Here is a 17,519-nt window from a genome sequence, read left to right on the forward strand (position 1 = left end):
CGTGCGGCGATTCGCGTCGGTGGGGTACGCGGTGCCGTGGCGCGCCGGATAGGGTCGTGGGTATGACCCACCAGGTGCACGCCTTCGAGCCGCCGGAGCGGTTCGTCGCCGGGACCGTCGGGCCGCCCGGGGAGCGCACGTTCTTCCTCCAGGCGCGCGGCGGCGGCCGGCTGGTCAGCGTCGCGCTGGAGAAGGTCCAGGTGTCGCTGCTCGCCGAGAAGCTGGAGGAGCTGCTCTCCGAGGCGCAGCGCCGCTTCGGTGTGGAGCTGCCCGAGCCGGTGGCCGCCGTCGGCGACAACGACCCGCTGGACACGCCGGTCGACGAGGAGTTCCGGGTCGGCACGCTCGGGCTGGCCTTCGACGTCGACACCGCGACCGTGGTGATCGAGGCCATCGCCGCCGGCGAGGCGGAGGCCGAGGTCGAGCTGGGCGAGCCGGACGACGACGAGGACGTCGACGACGAGCCGGACGACGACCTCGACCGGCTCCGGGTAAGGCTGACCCCCGAGGCGACCCGCGCGTTCATCGAACGGGCCCGACGGGTGGTCAACGCCGGCCGCCCGCCCTGCCCGCTGTGCGGCCAGCCGCTCGACCCGGCGGGTCACCTCTGCCCGCGCCACAACGGTTATCACCGGTGACGTCGTCGGAACTCCAGCCCCGACAGGACGGCGACGCCGCGCTCCGGTTGCTCCGCGACGGCCGACTCGACCTGGAGGGGCGACTCGTCGATGCCTCCAACACCACCCTGCGCGGCATCCTGACCCTCGACGGGGCGACCGCGCGGTGCGTCTACAAGCCCGTGCGGGGTGAGCGTCCGCTGTGGGACTTCCCCGACGGCACCCTGGCCGGCCGGGAGGTCTCGGCGTACGTGGTCTCCCGGGCCACCGGGTGGGACCTGGTCCCGCCCACGGTGCTGCGGGACGGCCCGTTGGGGCCGGGGTCGTGCCAGCTCTGGATCGACGAGCCGGAGGAGGCCGAGCCGCTGGTCGGCTTCGTGCCGGCCGACGCGCTGCCGCCCCGCTGGTTCCCGATCGCCGCGGCCCGCGACGACGACGGCACGCCCTACGCGCTCGCCCACGCCGACGACCCGCGGCTGGCCCGCCTCGCGGTGCTCGACGCGGTGATCAACAACGCCGACCGCAAGGGCGGCCACGTGCTGGTCGGCCCGGACGACCGGATCTACGGCGTGGACCACGGGGTGAGCTTCCACGTCGAGGAGAAGCTGCGCACGGTGCTCTGGGGCTGGGCCGGCCGGCCGCTGCCGGGGGATGCCGTGGAGATGCTCGACGCGCTCGCCGGTCAGCTCGCCGGCGCGCTCGGCGCGGAGCTGGCCGACCACCTCACCATCGGGGAGATCGCCGAGCTGGCCGCCCGGGTCGACCGGATGCGCCACACCGGCTGTTTCCCGCAGCCGTCGCAGGACTGGCCGGCGGTGCCCTGGCCCCCCATGTGACCGCCCGGCACCGCTGCGGCGGGCTGTCGTGATGATCACTTGTGGGGTGGCCGTGTCCGGGTCCGGCGGCTGGTTAGGCTGACGGTCATGGACTCTTGGGTGGGACACGAGGTGCCGCGGCTGCCGGGCAGGGGCGGGCCGCTGGCGTTGTTCGACTCGGCGCGGCAGGGCGTCCGGCCGAGCGAGCCGTCCGGCACCGCGACCATGTACGTCTGCGGCATCACCCCGTACGACGCGACCCACCTCGGCCACGCCGCCACCATGATCGCGTTCGATCTCGTGCAGCGGATGTGGCGGGACGCGGGCCTCGACGTGCGCTACGTGCAGAACGTCACCGACATCGACGACCCGCTGCTGGAGCGGGCCGAGCGCGACGGCGAGGACTGGAAGGTCCTGGCGATGCGCGAGACGGCGCTGTTCCGGGAGGACATGGAGGCGCTGCGGATCATCCCGCCGGCGCACTACGTGGGCGCGGTCGAGTCCATCCCCGACATCGCCGAGAAGGTCCTCGTGCTGCTCAAGGAGGGGGCCGCGTACCGCCTGGAGGACGGCACCGGCGACGTCTACTTCGACATCGCCGCCGCGCCCCGGTTCGGCTACGAGTCCAACCTGAGCCGCGAGCAGATGCTGGAGATCTTCCCCGAGCGCGGGGGCGACCCCGACCGGGCCGGCAAGCGCGACCCGCTCGATCCGCTGCTGTGGCGCGGCGCCCGCGAGGGCGAGCCCTCCTGGCCGGGCGGCGACCTGGGTTCCGGCCGCCCCGGCTGGCACATCGAGTGCGCGGTGATCGCGCTCAACCTGCTGGGCGACCGGATCGACGTGCAGGGCGGCGGCAACGACCTGATCTTCCCGCACCACGAGTGCTCCGCCGCGCACGCCGAGCGGCTCACCGGCGCCGCGCCGTTCGCCGACCACTACGTGCACGCCGGCATGATCGGCCTGGACGGCGAGAAGATGTCGAAGTCCCGGGGCAACCTGGTCTTCGTCTCCCGGCTGCGCGCGGACCAGGTCGACCCGATGGCGGTCCGGCTGGCACTGCTCTCCGGGCACTACCGCGCCGACCGCACCTGGACCGACGAGCTGCTGGCGGCCGCGCAGCAGCGGCTGGCCCGCTGGCGGCAGGCCGCCGCCGCGCCCGCCGGCCCGTCGGGGGAGGCGTTCCTGGCCGGCGTACGCGCCCGCCTCGCCGACGACCTCGACTCGCCGGGCGCCCTGGTGCTGGCCGACGAGTGGGCCGTGGCTGCCCTCGCCGGCACCGCGACCGACCCGGCCGCCCCCACCCTCTTCGCCGACACCCTCGACGCCCTTCTGGGCATCCGCCTCTGACCCAGCCCTCGCTCCCCACGCCCCGGTCCCGACCGGCGATCCTGCACGTCCGGCCCTCGACGCGCGGCGTGTGTCCGCCTTCGCCGGGCGGCAGGTGCAAGATCGCGATCGGGCGAGGCGGGAGGGGCGGCGTCAGCCCAGGACCAGCCCCGGGTCGGGGTCCGGGTCCGGGGTGGGGGAGGGGATCTTGTACTCCTCGGTCAGCGTGGTGACCGGGCCGGGCCAGGTCGCCTGGGCGACCTCGATCGGCTTGCGGTGGCCGTCGTACGCGACGTGCAGCAGGTGCAGCACCGGGGTGTCGGGACGGATCTGGAGGATCTCCGCCTCCTCCCGGCTGGGCTGGCGGGCACTGATCGTGTCGGTGGCCGAGACGTACCGCCGGCCGGTGGCCTCCTCGGCCTCCTGGTAGAGCGGCCGGCCGAACGCCTCGGCGCGCTCCAGGGACGTGCCGGCGGTGTCGGCGGGCAGGAACCACGAGGCGCCCACCTCGACCGGCGATTCCTCGGTGCGGACGAGGTGGCGCCGGCAGAGCAGCTCGGTGCCGTCGGCCACGCCGAACGCGTCGGCCACCTCGGGCGGGGCGGGGGCCCGGCCGACCGAGACGAGCTGCTGCCGGTACCGGGCGGCCAGGTCGGTGTGGTAGCCGCGGAAGCCGCCGTACCGGCCCCGGGAGAGCCGGTTGAGCCGCCGCCGCGTGCCCCGGACGTACGTCCCGGAGCCGGGCTTGGTGATCAGGATGCCCTCGACCCGCAGCTGGTCGACGGCCCGTTGCACGGTCTGCTTCGCCACGCCGAACATCTCGGCGATCGCCGGGATGGACGGCAGCCGCTCGCCGGGCCCCCAGTCGCCGCGGCGGATCTGCGCCTTGAGCTGCGCGGCGATCTGTCGGTGCGGGAACTCGGCCGCCCCCGGATTGATCTGCATGCCCGCCTCCTCGATCACAGCTAGGTTCCTAGGATGCCGTAGAGGGGGTGACGGCGCCACCCCGGACACGTGGAAAGGGCCCCGGACGACATGCGTCCGGGGCCCGGGGCGGGTAGGGGAGAGGCGCTACCAGGAGCCGGCGGTCGGACCGGCGGAGCCGCCGCGGCGGCGCAGGTACTTCTCGAACTCCTGGGCGATCTCGTCGCCCGTCAGCGGGGTGATGCCCGCGTCGCCGACGCGTTCCTCCAACTCGCGTACGTACTCGCCGAGCTCGGCGTCCTGCTCGGCGGCGCTGCGTACCCGCTGCTCCCACTCGGCGGCCTCCTCGGCGAGGTCGGCCATCGGCACCGGCAGGTCGAGCACCTCCTCGACCCGGTGCAGCAGGGCCAGGGTGGCCTTCGGGCAGGGCGGGTTGTTGGCGTAGTGCGGCACGTGCACCCAGAACGACACCGCGTCGACCTCGGCGCGGTTGCAGGCGTCGTGCAGCACGCCCACGATCCCGGTCGGGCCGTCGTAGCGGGTGGGGGTGAGCTGGTAGCGCTGCGCGGCCTCCGCGTCGGAGGCGCTGCCGCTGATCGGCAGCGGCCGGGTGTACGGCACGTCGGCCAGCAGGGCGCCGAGCACGACCACGCGCTCGACCTCCAGGCTGTGGCAGATCTCCAGCACCTGCTCGCAGAAGGTGCGCCACCGCATGCTCGGCTCGATGCCCCGGATCAGCACCACGTCCCGTTCGGTGCCCTCGGGGCTGGCCACCATGAAGCGCGTGGTGGGCCACTCCACCCGGCGGGTCTCGCCCTCGGCCATCGTGATGGTGGGGCGGCTGACCTGGAAGTCGTAGAAGTCCTCCGGGTCGAGCTCGGTGACCTGGCGGGCCTGCCACACCTGCTCCAGGTGCTCCACGGCGGCGGTGGACGCGTCGGCGGCGTCGTTCCAACCCTCGAACGCGGCGATCGCCACGGGGGACCGCAGCACCGGCAGTCCGTCGAACTCGGTCACGCCGTCACCTCACCCTGCTCGTCGGGGGCGGTGCCGGGACCGTACCCGGTCGCCCGCCCGCCGGGCGTGGTGCTGTCGCTGTAGTCCTTCACGTCCGTCAGCCTACGTCCCGGCGCGGGAAGCGGCCCGTCGGCCGCGCCGGTCGGGCCCGACGTCGGCCGGTCATAGCGCGATGAACCGGACGGCGTGATCCCGCTGACAGAATGTGGGAAGACAAGCGCGGGGGAGCCCATCGGGTCGCGGCGGCACTAACCTGAACCCCGTGCGGACCTCATTGCTCGACGTGCTGGCAGACCGGATCCTCATCGCCGACGGCGCCATGGGCACGATGCTGCAGGCGGCTGACCTCACCCTCGACGACTTCGAGGGCTACGAGGGCTGCAACGAGATCCTCAACGTCACCAGGCCGGACGTGGTCCGCGGGGTGCACGAGGCGTACCTGGCCGCCGGCGCGGACTGCGTCGAGACCAACACCTTCGGGGCCAACCTGGCCAACCTCGGTGAGTACGACATCCCGCACCGCATCCGCGAGCTCTCCGAGGCGGGGGCGCGGATCGCCCGGGCGGCCGCCGACGCGTACGCCACGCCGGAGCGGCCCCGGTTCGTGCTCGGCTCGATCGGCCCGGGCACCAAGCTGCCCACCCTCGGGCACGCCGCCTACGCGACCCTGCGCGACGCCTACCAGGAGAACGCCGAGGGCCTGATCGACGGCGGTTCGGACGCGCTGATCGTGGAGACCTGCCAGGACCTGCTCCAGGTCAAGGCCGCGGTGGTCGGCTCGAAGCGGGCGATGGCCCGGCTCGGCCGGACGGTCCCGATCATCTGCCACGTCGCCGTGGAGACCACCGGCACCATGCTGGTGGGCAGCGAGATCGGGGCGGCGCTGGCGGCCATCGAGCCGTTGGGGGTCGACCTGATCGGGCTGAACTGCTCGACCGGGCCGGCGGAGATGGGCGAGCACGTGCGCTACCTCTCCCAGCACTCCCGCATCCCGCTGTCGGTGATGCCGAACGCGGGCCTGCCGGTGCTGACCGCGGACGGGGCGTACTTCCCGCTGACCCCGGTGGAGCTGGCCGACGCCCTGGAGCGGTTCGTCACCGAGTACGGCGTCGCGCTGGTCGGCGGCTGCTGCGGCACCACCCCCGAACACATCCGGGTCCTGGCCGAGCGCCTGCACGGCACGGGCCCCGTACCCCGCGAGGCGCGGCACGAGGCGGGGGTGTCGTCGGTCTACCACCCGGTGCCGTTCGCCCAGGACGCCTCCCTGCTGATGGTGGGGGAGCGGACCAACGCCAACGGCTCCAAGGCGTTCCGCGAGGCCATGCTCGCCGGCGACTGGCGGGCCTGCGTGGAGATCGCCCGTAGCCAGGCGCGCGACGGCTCGCACCTGCTGGACCTGTGCGTCGACTACGTCGGCCGCGACGGCACGCAGGACATGCGGGAACTCGCCGGCCGCTTCGCGACCGCCTCCACCCTGCCGATCATGCTGGACTCGACCGAGCCGGCGGTGATCGAGGCGGGGCTGGAGATGCTCGGCGGGCGGTGCGTGGTCAACTCGGTCAACTTCGAGGACGGCGACGGCCCCGAATCCCGGTACGCGCGGGTGATGCCCATCGTCAAGGAGCATGGAGCCGCCGTGGTGGCGCTGCTCATCGACGAGGAGGGGCAGGCGCGGACCGCCGACTGGAAGGTGCGGGTCGCGGGCCGACTGATCGAGGACCTTACCGGGCGGTGGGGGATGGACCGCGCGGACATCCTGATCGACGCGCTGACCTTCCCGATCGCCACCGGCCAGGAGGAGACCCGGCGCGACGGCATCGAGACGATCGAGGCGATCCGGGAGATCGCCCGCCGCTGGCCGGGCGTCAACTTCACCCTCGGCATCTCCAACGTCTCCTTCGGGCTCAACCCGGCCGCCCGGCAGGTGCTCAACTCGGTCTTCCTGCACGAGTGCCAGCAGGCCGGCCTGACCAGCGCCATCGTGCACGCCAGCAAGATCCTGCCGTTCAACAAGATCCCCGACGAGCAGCGGGAGGTGGCGCTGGACCTCGTCTACGACCGGCGCCGCGAGGGCTACGACCCGGTGCAGAAGTTCATCGAGATCTTCGAGGGCGTGGATGCCGCGTCGGCGCGGGCCGGCCGGGCGGAGGAACTGGCCGCGCTGCCGCTGGAGGAGCGGCTCAAGCGGCGGATCATCGACGGCGAGCGCAACGGCCTGGAGGCCGACCTGGACGCGGCGATGGCGCAGGGGCGCAGCCCGCTGTCCATCATCAACGACATCCTGCTCGACGGCATGAAGGTCGTCGGCGAGTTGTTCGGCTCGGGCCAGATGCAGCTGCCGTTCGTGCTCCAGTCCGCAGAGGTGATGAAGACCGCGGTGGCGTACCTGGAGCCGCACATGGAGACCGCCGAGGACGGCGGCAAGGGCCGCATCGTGCTGGCCACCGTGCGGGGCGACGTGCACGACATCGGCAAGAACCTGGTCGACATCATCCTGTCCAACAACGGCTACGAGGTCGTCAACATCGGCATCAAGCAGCCGATCAACGCGATCCTGGAGGCCGCCGAGCAGCACCGGGCCGATGCCATCGGCATGTCCGGCCTGCTGGTCAAGAGCACCGTGATCATGAAGGAGAACCTGGCCGAGATGGCCTCGCGCGGGGTCGCGGAGCGCTGGCCGGTGCTGCTGGGCGGGGCGGCGCTGACCCGGGCGTACGTCGAGGACGACCTGCGGGAGATGTTCCCCGGCCAGGTGCACTACGCCCGGGACGCCTTCGAGGGGCTGTCCCTGATGGACCGGGTGATGACCGCCAAGCGCGGCGGGGCGCCCGTGGTCGACGCCGAGCGGGAGGCGGCCCTGGCGGCCCGCCGGGCCCGCCGCGAGCGGCAGCGGGCGATCGTCAGCGAGGCGCTGCCGGCGCTGGACGACGCCTCGGTCCGCTCCGACGTGGCCACCGACGTCGAGGTGCCCGCCCCGCCGTTCCTGGGCACCCGGGTCGTCAAGGGCGTGCCCCTCGCGGACTACGCGGCGTTGCTCGACGAGCGGGCCACCTTCCTCGGGCAGTGGGGCCTGCGCGGCGCGCGCGGCGGCAAGGGACCGTCCTACGAGGAGCTGGTGGAGACCGAGGGTCGGCCGCGGCTGCGCTACTGGCTGGACCGTCTCATCGCCGACCAGGTGCTCGAGGCCGCCGTCGTCTACGGCTACTTTCCGGCGTACGCCGAGGGCAACGACCTGGTGGTGCTGGACGAGAACGGGCACGCCGAGCGGGCCCGGTTCTCGTTCCCCCGGCAGCGCCAGGAGCGGCGGCTCTGCCTGGCCGACTTCTTCCGCCCGCGCGGCGACGAACTGGACGTGGTGGCGTTGCAGCTGGTCACGGTGGGCCAGCCGGTCAGCGAGTACGCCGCCAAGCTGTTCGCCCGCAACGAGTACCGCGACTACCTGGAGGTGCACGGGCTGTCCGTGCAGCTCACCGAGGCCCTGGCGGAGTACTGGCACCGGCGGATCCGGTCCGAGCTGACCCTGCCGGGCGGCCGTACCGTGGCCGACGACGACCCGGCCGACCTGGCGGGGCTGTTGCGCACCGACTACCGGGGCTGCCGGTACGCGTTCGGCTACCCGGCCTGTCCGGACCTGGAGGACCGGGCGAAGATCGTGGAGCTGCTGGGCGCGGATCGGATCGGCGTGCAGTTGTCGGAGGAGTTCCAGCTGATGCCGGAGCAGGCCACGGACGCGATCGTGGTGCACCACCCGGAGGCGAGCTACTTCAACGCCAAATAATCGGGGCAAGTGCTCTGAGCTTTACTTTCACCCCGGGCTGAGGGTCGCCGAGCCATGATCATGCCGTTTCCAGGCCGGCCTACAAGCATGGTTGGGCGCCGAACACCCATGGCGGTTTGAGACTCGGCGATCAGCAAGCGGCTGGCGAGTGTGGGAGGCGGACTTGCCGACCTGTTCACGCCGGGCGCCTATCGAACGGGTGTGCGAGCCGCCGGCCGTCGGTGATGTCGGGCTCCACTTGATGCGTTACGGATCAGCGTCGGATGATGCGTGACACCGATGGCCCAGATAGCGTCGGACCGCCACTCAACGCGATCGGATCTGTAGAAAGCCGGGAGGCCGCCCGGTCGCTGGCGGGAAAAGGACAACGGAATGCTCTCGGACTACCAACAGCAGTTGCGGGCGAAGTTTCTGGCCGCCCCGGTCGTCGCGCCGCCAAAGCCATGGCGGCACCTCGACCAGACGCGGTGCTACATACCGGTGGGCGGGTTGCAAGGCGTCGGCTTCGGTGTCCACCCGCAGACCGGAGTAGACCTGCTAATGGTCGTCTCGATGGACGGCTTTGGCCTGATCGACGCCACAACGGGCGCGAAGATCGCCCGGGACCGCCACCCCAACCCCGATGACGCGGAACCGTCCGGGCCAGAACTGGCCTGTCCGGGCATCGGTGTGTTGGCGGGCACGCGGGTACGCATTGCCGGGTTGTTCGGCGGCGGCCTACACGCCACGACCGACGACGGCTGGACCATCGACGTGGTGGCGCCCGAGTGGCCACACGATCGCATCCTGCTGTCTGCCGACGGCGGTGCCTATCAGGGCCCACCGGGCACTACCTGGTGGCACGTCTTCCATTCCGACTACTCCGAACTGCGTGCCGCCGGATTCTCCCCGTCCGGCCGCACCCTGGTGATCGCGACCAGCAGCGACGTGACACTCATCGTCCGCCCCGAGTCCGCCTGACCGCATGGGTCACGGCGCGTAGCGAAGCGCCTCGGCAGAGCGTCACGCATCATTTGGCGTCAACCTGTGGCGCATCAAGCGGAGTACGACAGCCGGCTGTCGGGTCTCATGACGTCCGTGACAGATCAGTCTCGGGACGTGGGTGACACGTCCGGCTAGACGATCTTGTGGTCAGTTATGGGCTTTCGGCCAAGGGTCGGTCAAGTGGTGTGCTCGTCGCACTCGGCTTCGAACTCTGCGTGGCGTCGTTCCAGGTATCCCGGCCAGTCGGCTCGCGCGGCGATGACGTCGTCGACGGTGAGCTTGATGACGGCGCAGAAGCCGATGGAGCAGGCTCGGGGAGAGCTGGCGTCGATGAGGGAGATGCCGTGAATCTGGTCGCCGTCGTTGTAGAGGCAGAGAACGGGGTGGAAGTGGCAGTCCTCGTAGATCTCGCCGGGCTTGATGTCGGCGGCCTGATCCTGTGTCACGGGTGCCATTGTGCAGGTCTTGGCTGTGGGGGGTGGTCCGAGGACTTGCGGTTGCGCGGCGGCTCGGGTTTGCGGGCCTTGAAGCGGGCGATGTCCTTGGTGGTGGTGCGGGGGACTTCGGTGAGGAGTTGGTCGCCGTCGTGGACGCGGAAGGTGGTGTCAGCGGCTTCGACGGTGAGGGTTGATCCGGCGTGGACGATGCCGACGTGGATGCGTTGGCCGGCGATGACGAGGGTTCCTCGGCAGCTGACACGCCGCTCGACCCGCACCGGTTCGGGGGCCGGTGTTGGTGGTGGTCCGGCGGGGTGGGCGTCGCGGATGCCGGCGGTCTCGGCGGTGGTGAGGGGGTTGGGCAGGCTGCGTAGTAGGACGCTGTCGGTGGTGATTTGCATGAGGCCGCGGTCGAGTCGGATGGTGACGCGCCTGCCGGCGAGGTGGTAGCCGACGGGGTGTTGTCGACCGGCGAGGCTGATCAGGCTTCGCCGACTCTCGGCGATCCTCTGGCTCCATGAACCTGCCATTGAACGCCTTCCAGATTGCCTCGAGGGCCGGCTCACCCCGGCCAGCCACTAGCCAGTTCAACAATCAAGACCAGCCGTTAACTTGACATGCCGCTGGCAGAGCCGGTAACGCGGAGGCGTGTCAGGTCCGTCTGTCGGCACGTGACTCAGCACTTGGCCGAAGCCGACCGCCAGTGTGCGAGAGGACCGGGCGAACGACGCCTACCATGAGCCGATGATCGAGCAAAGCCAGCGACGCGTTCCTGTGCCGGTCGCCGCCGCCTCCGTGACTTTGCTCGTGGCGGCCGCGCTCCCAGCATCGATGATGTTTACGGGTGGTCGATCCATGGCCACCGGGTTGATAGGGGTGCTTCTTCTCCTGGCGTTGGCTTACGGCCTGTGGCGTGGTAGCGGGCGGGCCCGGTTTTGGACAACGGTTTTCTCGACCGCCAGCATCGTGTACGGCGTCGTCGCGATCGCCAAGGCTCACGCGTTGGGGCTGCTACAGATCGTTGGTGCGTCAGTCGTCGTCGGCCTGTTGCTGGTGCCCGCATCCCGGCGGTGGTTTCACGACCGGCCGGCGGAGGAATAGTGGCCGGCCGGTCGTCAGTTGGGCGTGCGGTCCGCATCTGAATCCGCAAGAGGTCAACGGACGGCGGGGGAGCGGTGCGAGATGTCGAAAGGTGTTTCCGCTGCTAGGACCCCGCCCGCTCAGGTAGTCCGGGTGGGACAGGTGATCTCATGATCCTCGGTCGCCGTGCTTGTTGCGTGCCCGTTAGCAAGGGAGCCGAGGTCAACGGCGGTCAGCTCCAAGACGTGCCGCCCAGCGTGGCGAGGCAGGTCATGCCAGGTCACTGCCGAGCGACTTCCGCCCGTGTCCACGCTTCCTGAACCGTTCGGCTGTACAGCCACTGCTCCGCCCGGTCCCTCCGGGAGACCGCCTGGCTTGTGCTGCGCGGTCCCCCAGCCGCCACGGTGGGACGGGAGCGAATGGGGGCGCTGTTTCGGGGTACCCGACCGCGCCGAGACGAGCCGAGGGGGAGGCCCGATGGGCATGGCGAACCAGCCCGGGGATGGCGGCCGACCAGCCAGTCCCACCGACCGCCTGGCAGAGGACGTGGCCGAGGTGGTACGCGAGGAGGTTCGAGCGGTACGCATCCAGCTCGCGGACGCCGCCCGCCCGGCCGGGTTCGGCTTCGTGCTGCTGGCCGCCGCCGGCGGGTGTGCGGTGCTGGCTGTCGGGGCGGCCTCGGCGACCTCGCTGCGCATGTTGGAGGCGTTCCTGCCGCGACGGCTGGCGGCTGCCGGGATGACCGCCGGGTACGTTGCCGCTGCCGTGTTCCTCGGCGCCGCGGGCCTGGAGCGGTTGCGTGCGGCGGGCGGAAGGTCCGCCCGGCTGGCGGACGAGGTACGCGACGCGGTGACCAGCACCGCCGGCCGGGTGGTGCCGGCCGGTTCCTCGGCCGTCCGCGACGAGCTGGGGCGCTGAACCAGATCCGCAGCGGATCGGCCGTAGTGCTGGTTCTCGGCATCGTTTGCCGGGCGGAGCGTCGGGTACGGCCGGCAGGATGCGGGGGCCGCGTAAAGGAATGGACGGTGGGCGATGAAACGGAGCCGGATCGACGACGTGATCATCGGACGGATTGGTGACGCCGCGGGCACCCTCGTCGACCCCCGGAGAGGACTCGGCCAGCTGAAGTCGTCGGTCTCCGGTAAGCAGATCGCCCTGGTCCTGGCGGGTCTGGTCCTCGGCCTGCTGATCTCGCGCCGCCGCCGCGGCTGAGCGGTCGCGGGCCGCCCGGTTCTGGCCGAGCTGCATCCTGCCGCAGCCGGTCGGGGGCGATCGGCGGTGAACTGTCCGGTGGACAGCCGGGCGAGCTGCTCTGGGGTCGCGACGGAGGCGATCCTGCTCCACCTCACCGCCGTGGTCGCAGCCCACGGGTCTTCGTCCGGTGGCATCCGTCCGGCATGTCACCGCCGCTCTGCCGAAAACGTCAGGTCGGACGTTTGCCGCGAATCGTCACGGGTAGCTCGCGACGGATCGGATGTCGGGTGGCCGTCCGGGACCGCGGGGTACGGATTCAGGAGGCGTGACGTGCAGGAGATCGTAGGCGAAGGCCTTGCCCGACGACTGGTGGAGTGGGGCGTCGACACCGTCTTCGGCCTCCCCGGCGACGGCATCAACGGCCTGATGGAGGGCTTTCGTCGGCAGCGGGAGAGGCTGCGGTTCGTGCTGGTGCACCACGAGGAGGCGGCGGCCTTCATGGCCACCGGGTACGCCAAGGCCACCGGCCGGATCGGGGTGTGCGCCGCCACCTCCGGGCCGGGCGCCATTCACCTGCTCAACGGGCTTTACGACGCCAAGCTCGACCACGTCCCGGTGCTCGCCATCACCGGCATGCAGGAGACGTCCGTGCTCGGCTCCCACTACCAGCAGGAGGTACACACGGCGCTGCTCTTCCAGGACGTGGCGGAGGCGTACAACCTGATGGTCACCAACCCCCTGCAGGTGCCCGGCGTGGTCGACATCGCCATCCGGCACGCCCTGGCGCGGCGCAGCGTCGCCCATCTGACCTTCCCCAACGACGTGCAGGTCGCCGCCGTCGGCGAGGACCCCTACCGGCACGTCAGCCCGGGGGTGCCACCGGCGAGCAGCGCCGTGGTGTCACAGCCGCCGGTGGCACCGGCGCAGGTCGACCTGGCCCGGGCGGCGGAGGTGCTCAACGCCGGGAAGAGGGTGGCCATGCTGGTGGGCGTCGGCGCCCGCCACGCCCGGGACGAGGTGCTCGCGGTGGCCGAGGCGCTGGCCAGCCCGATCGTCAAGACGCTGCCCGGCAAGCTGGTGGTGCCGGACGACCATCCGCTCACCACCGGCGGCCTCGGCCTGCTCGGCACGAAGCCGAGCGAGGAGCTGATGGAGGAGTGCGACACCCTGCTGATGGTGGGCACCTCGTTCCCGTACGGGAAGTACCTGCCCGCGCCGGGGCAGGCCAAGGTGGTGCAGATCGACATCGACGCGAGCCTGATCGGCCTGCGCCTGCCGGTGGAGGCGGCGGTGACCGCGGACGCGAAGCTGGCGTTGCGGCAGCTGCTGCCGATGCTCCAGGCCCACTCGGACCGGTCCTTCCTGACGAAGTACCAGCGGGCGCGGGACGCCTGGCGCGCGGACATGGTCGCCCTGCAGGACCCGGGGCGGGATCCGATCGCCCCGCAGTACCTGATCAGCTGCATCGACGCGGCCGCCACCTCGGACGCCATCCTCACCTGCGACTCCGGCACGATCGCCACCTGGGCGGCGCGGCACTGGACCATCCGCGGCGGCCGCGAGTTCTACCTCTCCGGCAACCTGGCGACCATGGCGCCGGGCCTGCCGTACGCGATCGCCATGCAGCACGCGTTCCCCGGCCGGCAGGTCATCGCGTTCGTCGGCGACGGCGGCTTCGCCATGTTGATGGCCGAGTTCCTCACCGCCGTGCGGCACGAGCTGCCGATCAAGGTGGTGATCAACAACAACAACTCGTACGGCCAGATCCTCTGGGAGCAGATCGTGCTCGGCTACCCGGAGTACGCGGTGCGGCACCGGCAGCCCGAGGCCGACTTCGGCGCGTGGGCACGGGCCTGCGGTGGGTACGGCGTGAAGGTCACCGACCCGAAGGCGGTGCCGGACGCGATCCGTGGCGCGTTGGCGCATCCGGGCCCGGCGTTGGTCGACTGTGACGTCAACCCGGACGAACCGCCGATGCCCGGCAAGGTCCGGTACGAACAGGCCAAGCACTTCACCGAGGCGTTCCTGCGGGGCCAGCCGCACAAGGTCGCCACCCTCGCCACCGTGGCCCGAGACAAGATCAACGAGCTGCGGTCATGACCCGGCGAGTCACCGGTACGGCACGCAGGGCAGCTCCGGCCGCGGAGCCGGTGTCCCTGCCCGGGCCCGTCCTGCGGCCGCCCGAGCCGGCGTACCACGCCGACCTGGCCGCGCTCGCCGCGGACCTGCGCGCCGAGGTGGACGGGGAGGTGCGCTTCGACGCCGGCTCACGGGCCGCGTACGCCACCGGTGGTTCCAACTACCGCCAGGTGCCGCTCGGCCTGGTGGTGCCCCGGACCGTCGAGGCGGCGGTGGCCGCGGTCGCCGTCTGCCGCCGCCACCGCGCGCCGGTGCTTTCCCGGGGCGGCGGTACCAGCCTGGGGGGACAGGTGACCAACGTGGCGGTGGTCATCGACTGGTCGAAGTACTGCAACCGGCTGCTGGAGGTCGACCCGCAGGCCGGCACCTGCCTGGTGGAGCCCGGCATCGTGCTCGACACGCTCAACGAGTTGCTGGCACCGCACGGGCTGGAGTTCGGTCCGCGCCCGTCCACCCACAGCCACTGCGCCATCGGCGGGATGATCGGCAACAACTCCTGCGGCTCCAGCGCGCAGCACACCGGCAAGGTGGTCGACAACCTTGTCGAGATGGAGGTACTGCTCTACGACGGCACCCGGATGTGGGTCGGCGAGACCAGCGACGAGGAGTACGCCGAGATCGAGCGACGGGGCGGTCGGCAGGCCGAGATCTACCGCCAACTGCGGGCGCTGCGCGACGAGTACCAGAGCGACATCCGCACCCGCTACCCGCGCATCCCGCGCCGGGTCTCCGGATACAACCTGGACAGTCTGCTGCCGGAGAAGAATTTCCACGTCGCACAGGCGCTGGTCGGCTCCGAGGGGACGCTGGTCACCGTGCTGCGGGCCCGCTTGACGCTGGTGCCGGTGACCCGGGCCAAGTCGATGGTGTTCCTGTCGTACCCGGACATCGCCACCGCCGGAGACGACGTGCCGCGGGTCCTGCCGTACGACCCGATCGCGTTGGAGGGGCTCGACGACAAGCTGATCAACTTCGAGAAGCGTAAGCACCTGCACCCGGAGGCGCTGCACAAGCTGCCCGCGGGCGGCGGCTGGCTGATGGTGCAGTTCGGTGGCGACACCCGCGAGGAGGCCGACGCCGCGGCCGAGCGGATGATCAACGATCTGTGCCGCGACGGCGGGCCGACCGCGCACCGGTTCGACGACGAGGCCGACGAGCGCCAGATGTGGCTGGTCCGCGAGTCCGGACTCGGTGCCACCGCCCGGGTGCCGGGTGAACCCGACACCTGGGAGGGTTGGGAGGACTCGGCCGTCGCTCCCGAGCGGCTCGGCGACTACCTGCGCGATCTCGACGCGTTGTTCCGCGAGTACGGCTTCGAACAGGCCTCGCTCTACGGGCACTTCGGGCAGGGCTGCGTGCACACCCGCATCCCGTTCAAGCTGACGACCGCCGAGGGGGTGCGGCAGTTCCGCTCGTTCGTCGAGCGCGCCGCGGATCTGGTGGTCTCCTACGGGGGCTCCTTCTCCGGCGAGCACGGCGACGGGCAGTCCCGCGGCGAACTGCTGCCGAAGATGTTCGGCGACCGGCTTGTCAGCGCGTTCGGGCAGTTCAAGGCGATCTTCGATCCGGACGACCGGATGAACCCGGGCAAGCTGGTGGCCTCCTACCCGCTGGACAGCCACCTGCGGCTCGGCGTCGACTACAACCACGGCCAGGTGGCGACCCACTTCCACTATCCGAACGACGACGGCAGTTTCGGCCGGGCGGTGCTGCGCTGCGTGGGCGTCGGCCAGTGCCGGCGACCGCACGGCGGGGTGATGTGCCCGTCCTACATGGTCACCCGGGAGGAGGAGCACTCCACCCGGGGCCGGGCACGCCTGCTGTTCGAGATGCTCGACGGCACCGCCCGCGGCGGCACCATCGCCGACGGTTGGCGCTCCGAGGCGGTCCGCGACGCGCTCGACCTCTGCCTGGCCTGCAAGGGCTGCAAGTCCGACTGCCCCGTCAACGTGGACATGGCGACGTACAAGGCGGAGTTCCTGTCCCATCACTACCAGGGCCGGCTCCGGCCCCGCCCGCACTACTCGATGGGCTGGCTGCCGGCGGTGGCCACGGTCGCCGCCCGGGCGCCCCGCGTGGTGAACGCGCTGGCCCAGGCACCCGGGCTGAGCCGGATCGCCAAGCTGGCCGGCGGCATCGACCAGCGCCGGGAGATCCCGGTCTTCGCTGCCGAGACCTTCCAGCACTGGTTCGCGGACCGCTGGCCGACCGGCGACGGCTGGCGCGGCGAGGTGATGCTCTGGCCGGACACCTTCACCAACCACTTCCAGCCGGGCATCGCCCAGGCGGCCGTGGAGGTGCTGGAGGCGGCGGGCTGGCGGGTCCGGGTGCCGGAGCAGCCGGTCTGCTGCGGGCTCACCTGGATCTCCACGGGACAGCTCGGCATGGCGAAGAAGGTGCTGCGGCGGACGGTGGAGGTGCTCCGACCCCACCTGCGGGCCGGCACCCCGATCGTGGGGCTGGAACCGAGCTGCACCGCGGTGTTCCGCAGCGACGCCCGGGAACTCTTCCCCGGCGACGAGGACGTACACCGTCTGCGGCAGCAGACCGTCACCCTGGCCGAGCTGCTGCACGACCACAGCCCCGGATGGCAGGCGCCGAAGCTGCCCGCGCACGCACTGATCCAGACCCACTGCCATCAGCACGCCGTCCTCGGCACCACCGCGGACCAGGCGGTGCTCACCGATGCGGGGGTCCAGGCCGAACTCCTCGACTCGGGCTGCTGCGGGCTGGCCGGCAACTTCGGCTTCGAGGCGGGACACTACGAGGTCTCCGTGGCCTGCGCCGAGCGGGTCCTGCTGCCGGCCGTCCGGGGCGCCGCCGACACGGACGTCATCCTGGCCGACGGCTTCAGCTGCCGTACGCAGGTCGAGCAGAGCGCCACCGGCGGCCGCTCCGCGATCCACCTCGCCGAACTGCTGCGGGCCGGCCTGCGCGGTGAGCGGGTGACCGCCCGCCCCGAGCAGCGGTGGGGGCAACGCCCGCAGCGGCCCTCCCGGGCTGCCCGCGTACTCGCCACCAGCCTCGTCGGGCTGGCCGCGCTGGCGCCGGTCGCCGCGCTGGCCAGCCGCCGCCGGGGGCGGTGACGGCGGTGCGGCTGAGCGCGGCGGCGTTGTTGCCGGCGAACATGACGGTGCAGCGCCCCCGGTGCCCGAGCACCGCGCGGGCCTCGTCCGTCGCCGGCACCGGCCGGAACAGCGCGTCGTCG

Annotated in this window: 14 protein-coding genes; 10 read left to right on the top strand and 4 right to left on the bottom strand. The window is 71.6% G+C overall.

Going from position 1 to position 17,519, the window contains the following annotated elements:
- Window positions 1–62 precede the first annotated feature (62 nt).
- From AB0L34_RS25980 to mshC, 3 genes are all read left to right on the top strand, one after another.
- The gene (locus AB0L34_RS25980; protein WP_350704365.1) at window positions 63–638 is read left to right on the top strand and encodes a DUF3090 domain-containing protein; all 576 of its coding nucleotides are present in this window, start codon (window positions 63–65) and stop codon (window positions 636–638) included.
- Window positions 635–1,453: an SCO1664 family protein gene (locus AB0L34_RS25985; RefSeq protein WP_350704363.1), complete on the top strand. Its 819-nt coding sequence runs from the start codon at window positions 635–637 to the stop codon at window positions 1,451–1,453. Before AB0L34_RS25980 ends, AB0L34_RS25985 begins: the two co-directional genes overlap by 4 nt.
- An 87-nt stretch (window positions 1,454–1,540) precedes the next feature.
- Window positions 1,541–2,779, top strand: a complete 1,239-nt coding sequence (gene mshC, locus AB0L34_RS25990) for a cysteine--1-D-myo-inosityl 2-amino-2-deoxy-alpha-D-glucopyranoside ligase (RefSeq protein WP_363707380.1) — start codon at window positions 1,541–1,543, stop codon at window positions 2,777–2,779.
- Between the two features lie 132 nt (window positions 2,780–2,911).
- On the opposite strand, the gene AB0L34_RS25995 is transcribed toward mshC, so the two are convergent.
- Both AB0L34_RS25995 and AB0L34_RS26000 read right to left on the bottom strand, forming a co-directional pair.
- Window positions 2,912–3,703, bottom strand: a complete 792-nt coding sequence (locus tag AB0L34_RS25995) for a GntR family transcriptional regulator (RefSeq protein ID WP_363707382.1) — start codon at window positions 3,701–3,703, stop codon at window positions 2,912–2,914.
- A gap of 126 nt (window positions 3,704–3,829) precedes the next feature.
- Window positions 3,830–4,699: a PAC2 family protein gene (locus tag AB0L34_RS26000; protein ID WP_357093678.1), complete on the bottom strand. Its 870-nt coding sequence runs from the start codon at window positions 4,697–4,699 to the stop codon at window positions 3,830–3,832.
- A 262-nt stretch (window positions 4,700–4,961) separates the two neighbouring features.
- On the opposite strand from AB0L34_RS26000, the gene metH reads away from it, so the two are divergent.
- Together metH and AB0L34_RS26010 are read left to right on the top strand one after the other, a co-directional pair.
- Window positions 4,962–8,477: a methionine synthase gene (gene metH, locus AB0L34_RS26005; RefSeq protein WP_363707384.1), complete on the top strand. Its 3,516-nt coding sequence runs from the start codon at window positions 4,962–4,964 to the stop codon at window positions 8,475–8,477.
- A gap of 372 nt (window positions 8,478–8,849) precedes the next feature.
- On the top strand, window positions 8,850–9,437 hold the full coding sequence (locus tag AB0L34_RS26010; protein ID WP_363707386.1) for a hypothetical protein: 588 nt from the start codon (window positions 8,850–8,852) through the stop codon (window positions 9,435–9,437).
- A gap of 200 nt (window positions 9,438–9,637) precedes the next feature.
- Here AB0L34_RS26010 and AB0L34_RS26015 read toward each other — a convergent pair whose 3' ends face one another.
- Both AB0L34_RS26015 and AB0L34_RS26020 read right to left on the bottom strand, forming a co-directional pair.
- Complete coding sequence (locus AB0L34_RS26015; RefSeq protein ID WP_363707388.1) at window positions 9,638–9,907, bottom strand: hypothetical protein; 270 nt, start codon at window positions 9,905–9,907, stop codon at window positions 9,638–9,640.
- Window positions 9,904–10,299, bottom strand: coding sequence for a hypothetical protein (locus AB0L34_RS26020; protein WP_363707390.1), 396 nt, complete (start codon window positions 10,297–10,299; stop codon window positions 9,904–9,906). Before AB0L34_RS26020 ends, AB0L34_RS26015 begins: the two co-directional genes overlap by 4 nt.
- A gap of 343 nt (window positions 10,300–10,642) precedes the next feature.
- Here AB0L34_RS26020 and AB0L34_RS26025 point away from each other — a divergent pair, with 343 nt between their 5' ends.
- The 5 genes from AB0L34_RS26025 (at window position 10,643) to AB0L34_RS26045 (ending at window position 17,397) form a co-directional block, all read left to right on the top strand.
- Window positions 10,643–10,999, top strand: coding sequence for a hypothetical protein (locus tag AB0L34_RS26025; protein ID WP_363707393.1), 357 nt, complete (start codon window positions 10,643–10,645; stop codon window positions 10,997–10,999).
- Between the two features lie 456 nt (window positions 11,000–11,455).
- On the top strand, window positions 11,456–11,896 hold the full coding sequence (locus tag AB0L34_RS26030) for a phage holin family protein (protein WP_363707395.1): 441 nt from the start codon (window positions 11,456–11,458) through the stop codon (window positions 11,894–11,896).
- A 114-nt stretch (window positions 11,897–12,010) separates the two neighbouring features.
- Window positions 12,011–12,190 (top strand): hypothetical protein, encoded by a 180-nt coding sequence (locus AB0L34_RS26035; RefSeq protein ID WP_363707397.1) that lies wholly within the window; start codon window positions 12,011–12,013, stop codon window positions 12,188–12,190.
- A gap of 312 nt (window positions 12,191–12,502) precedes the next feature.
- A complete protein-coding gene (locus AB0L34_RS26040; RefSeq protein WP_363707399.1) occupies window positions 12,503–14,272 on the top strand; it encodes a thiamine pyrophosphate-dependent enzyme in 1,770 nt (589 codons plus the stop codon).
- Window positions 14,269–17,397 (top strand): FAD-binding and (Fe-S)-binding domain-containing protein, encoded by a 3,129-nt coding sequence (locus AB0L34_RS26045; protein ID WP_363707401.1) that lies wholly within the window; start codon window positions 14,269–14,271, stop codon window positions 17,395–17,397. Before AB0L34_RS26040 ends, AB0L34_RS26045 begins: the two co-directional genes overlap by 4 nt.
- Window positions 17,398–17,519: the final 122 nt, after the last annotated feature.

It is taken from the genome of Micromonospora sp. NPDC052213 (assembly GCF_040679695.1).
Lineage (GTDB): Bacteria > Actinomycetota > Actinomycetes > Mycobacteriales > Micromonosporaceae > Micromonospora.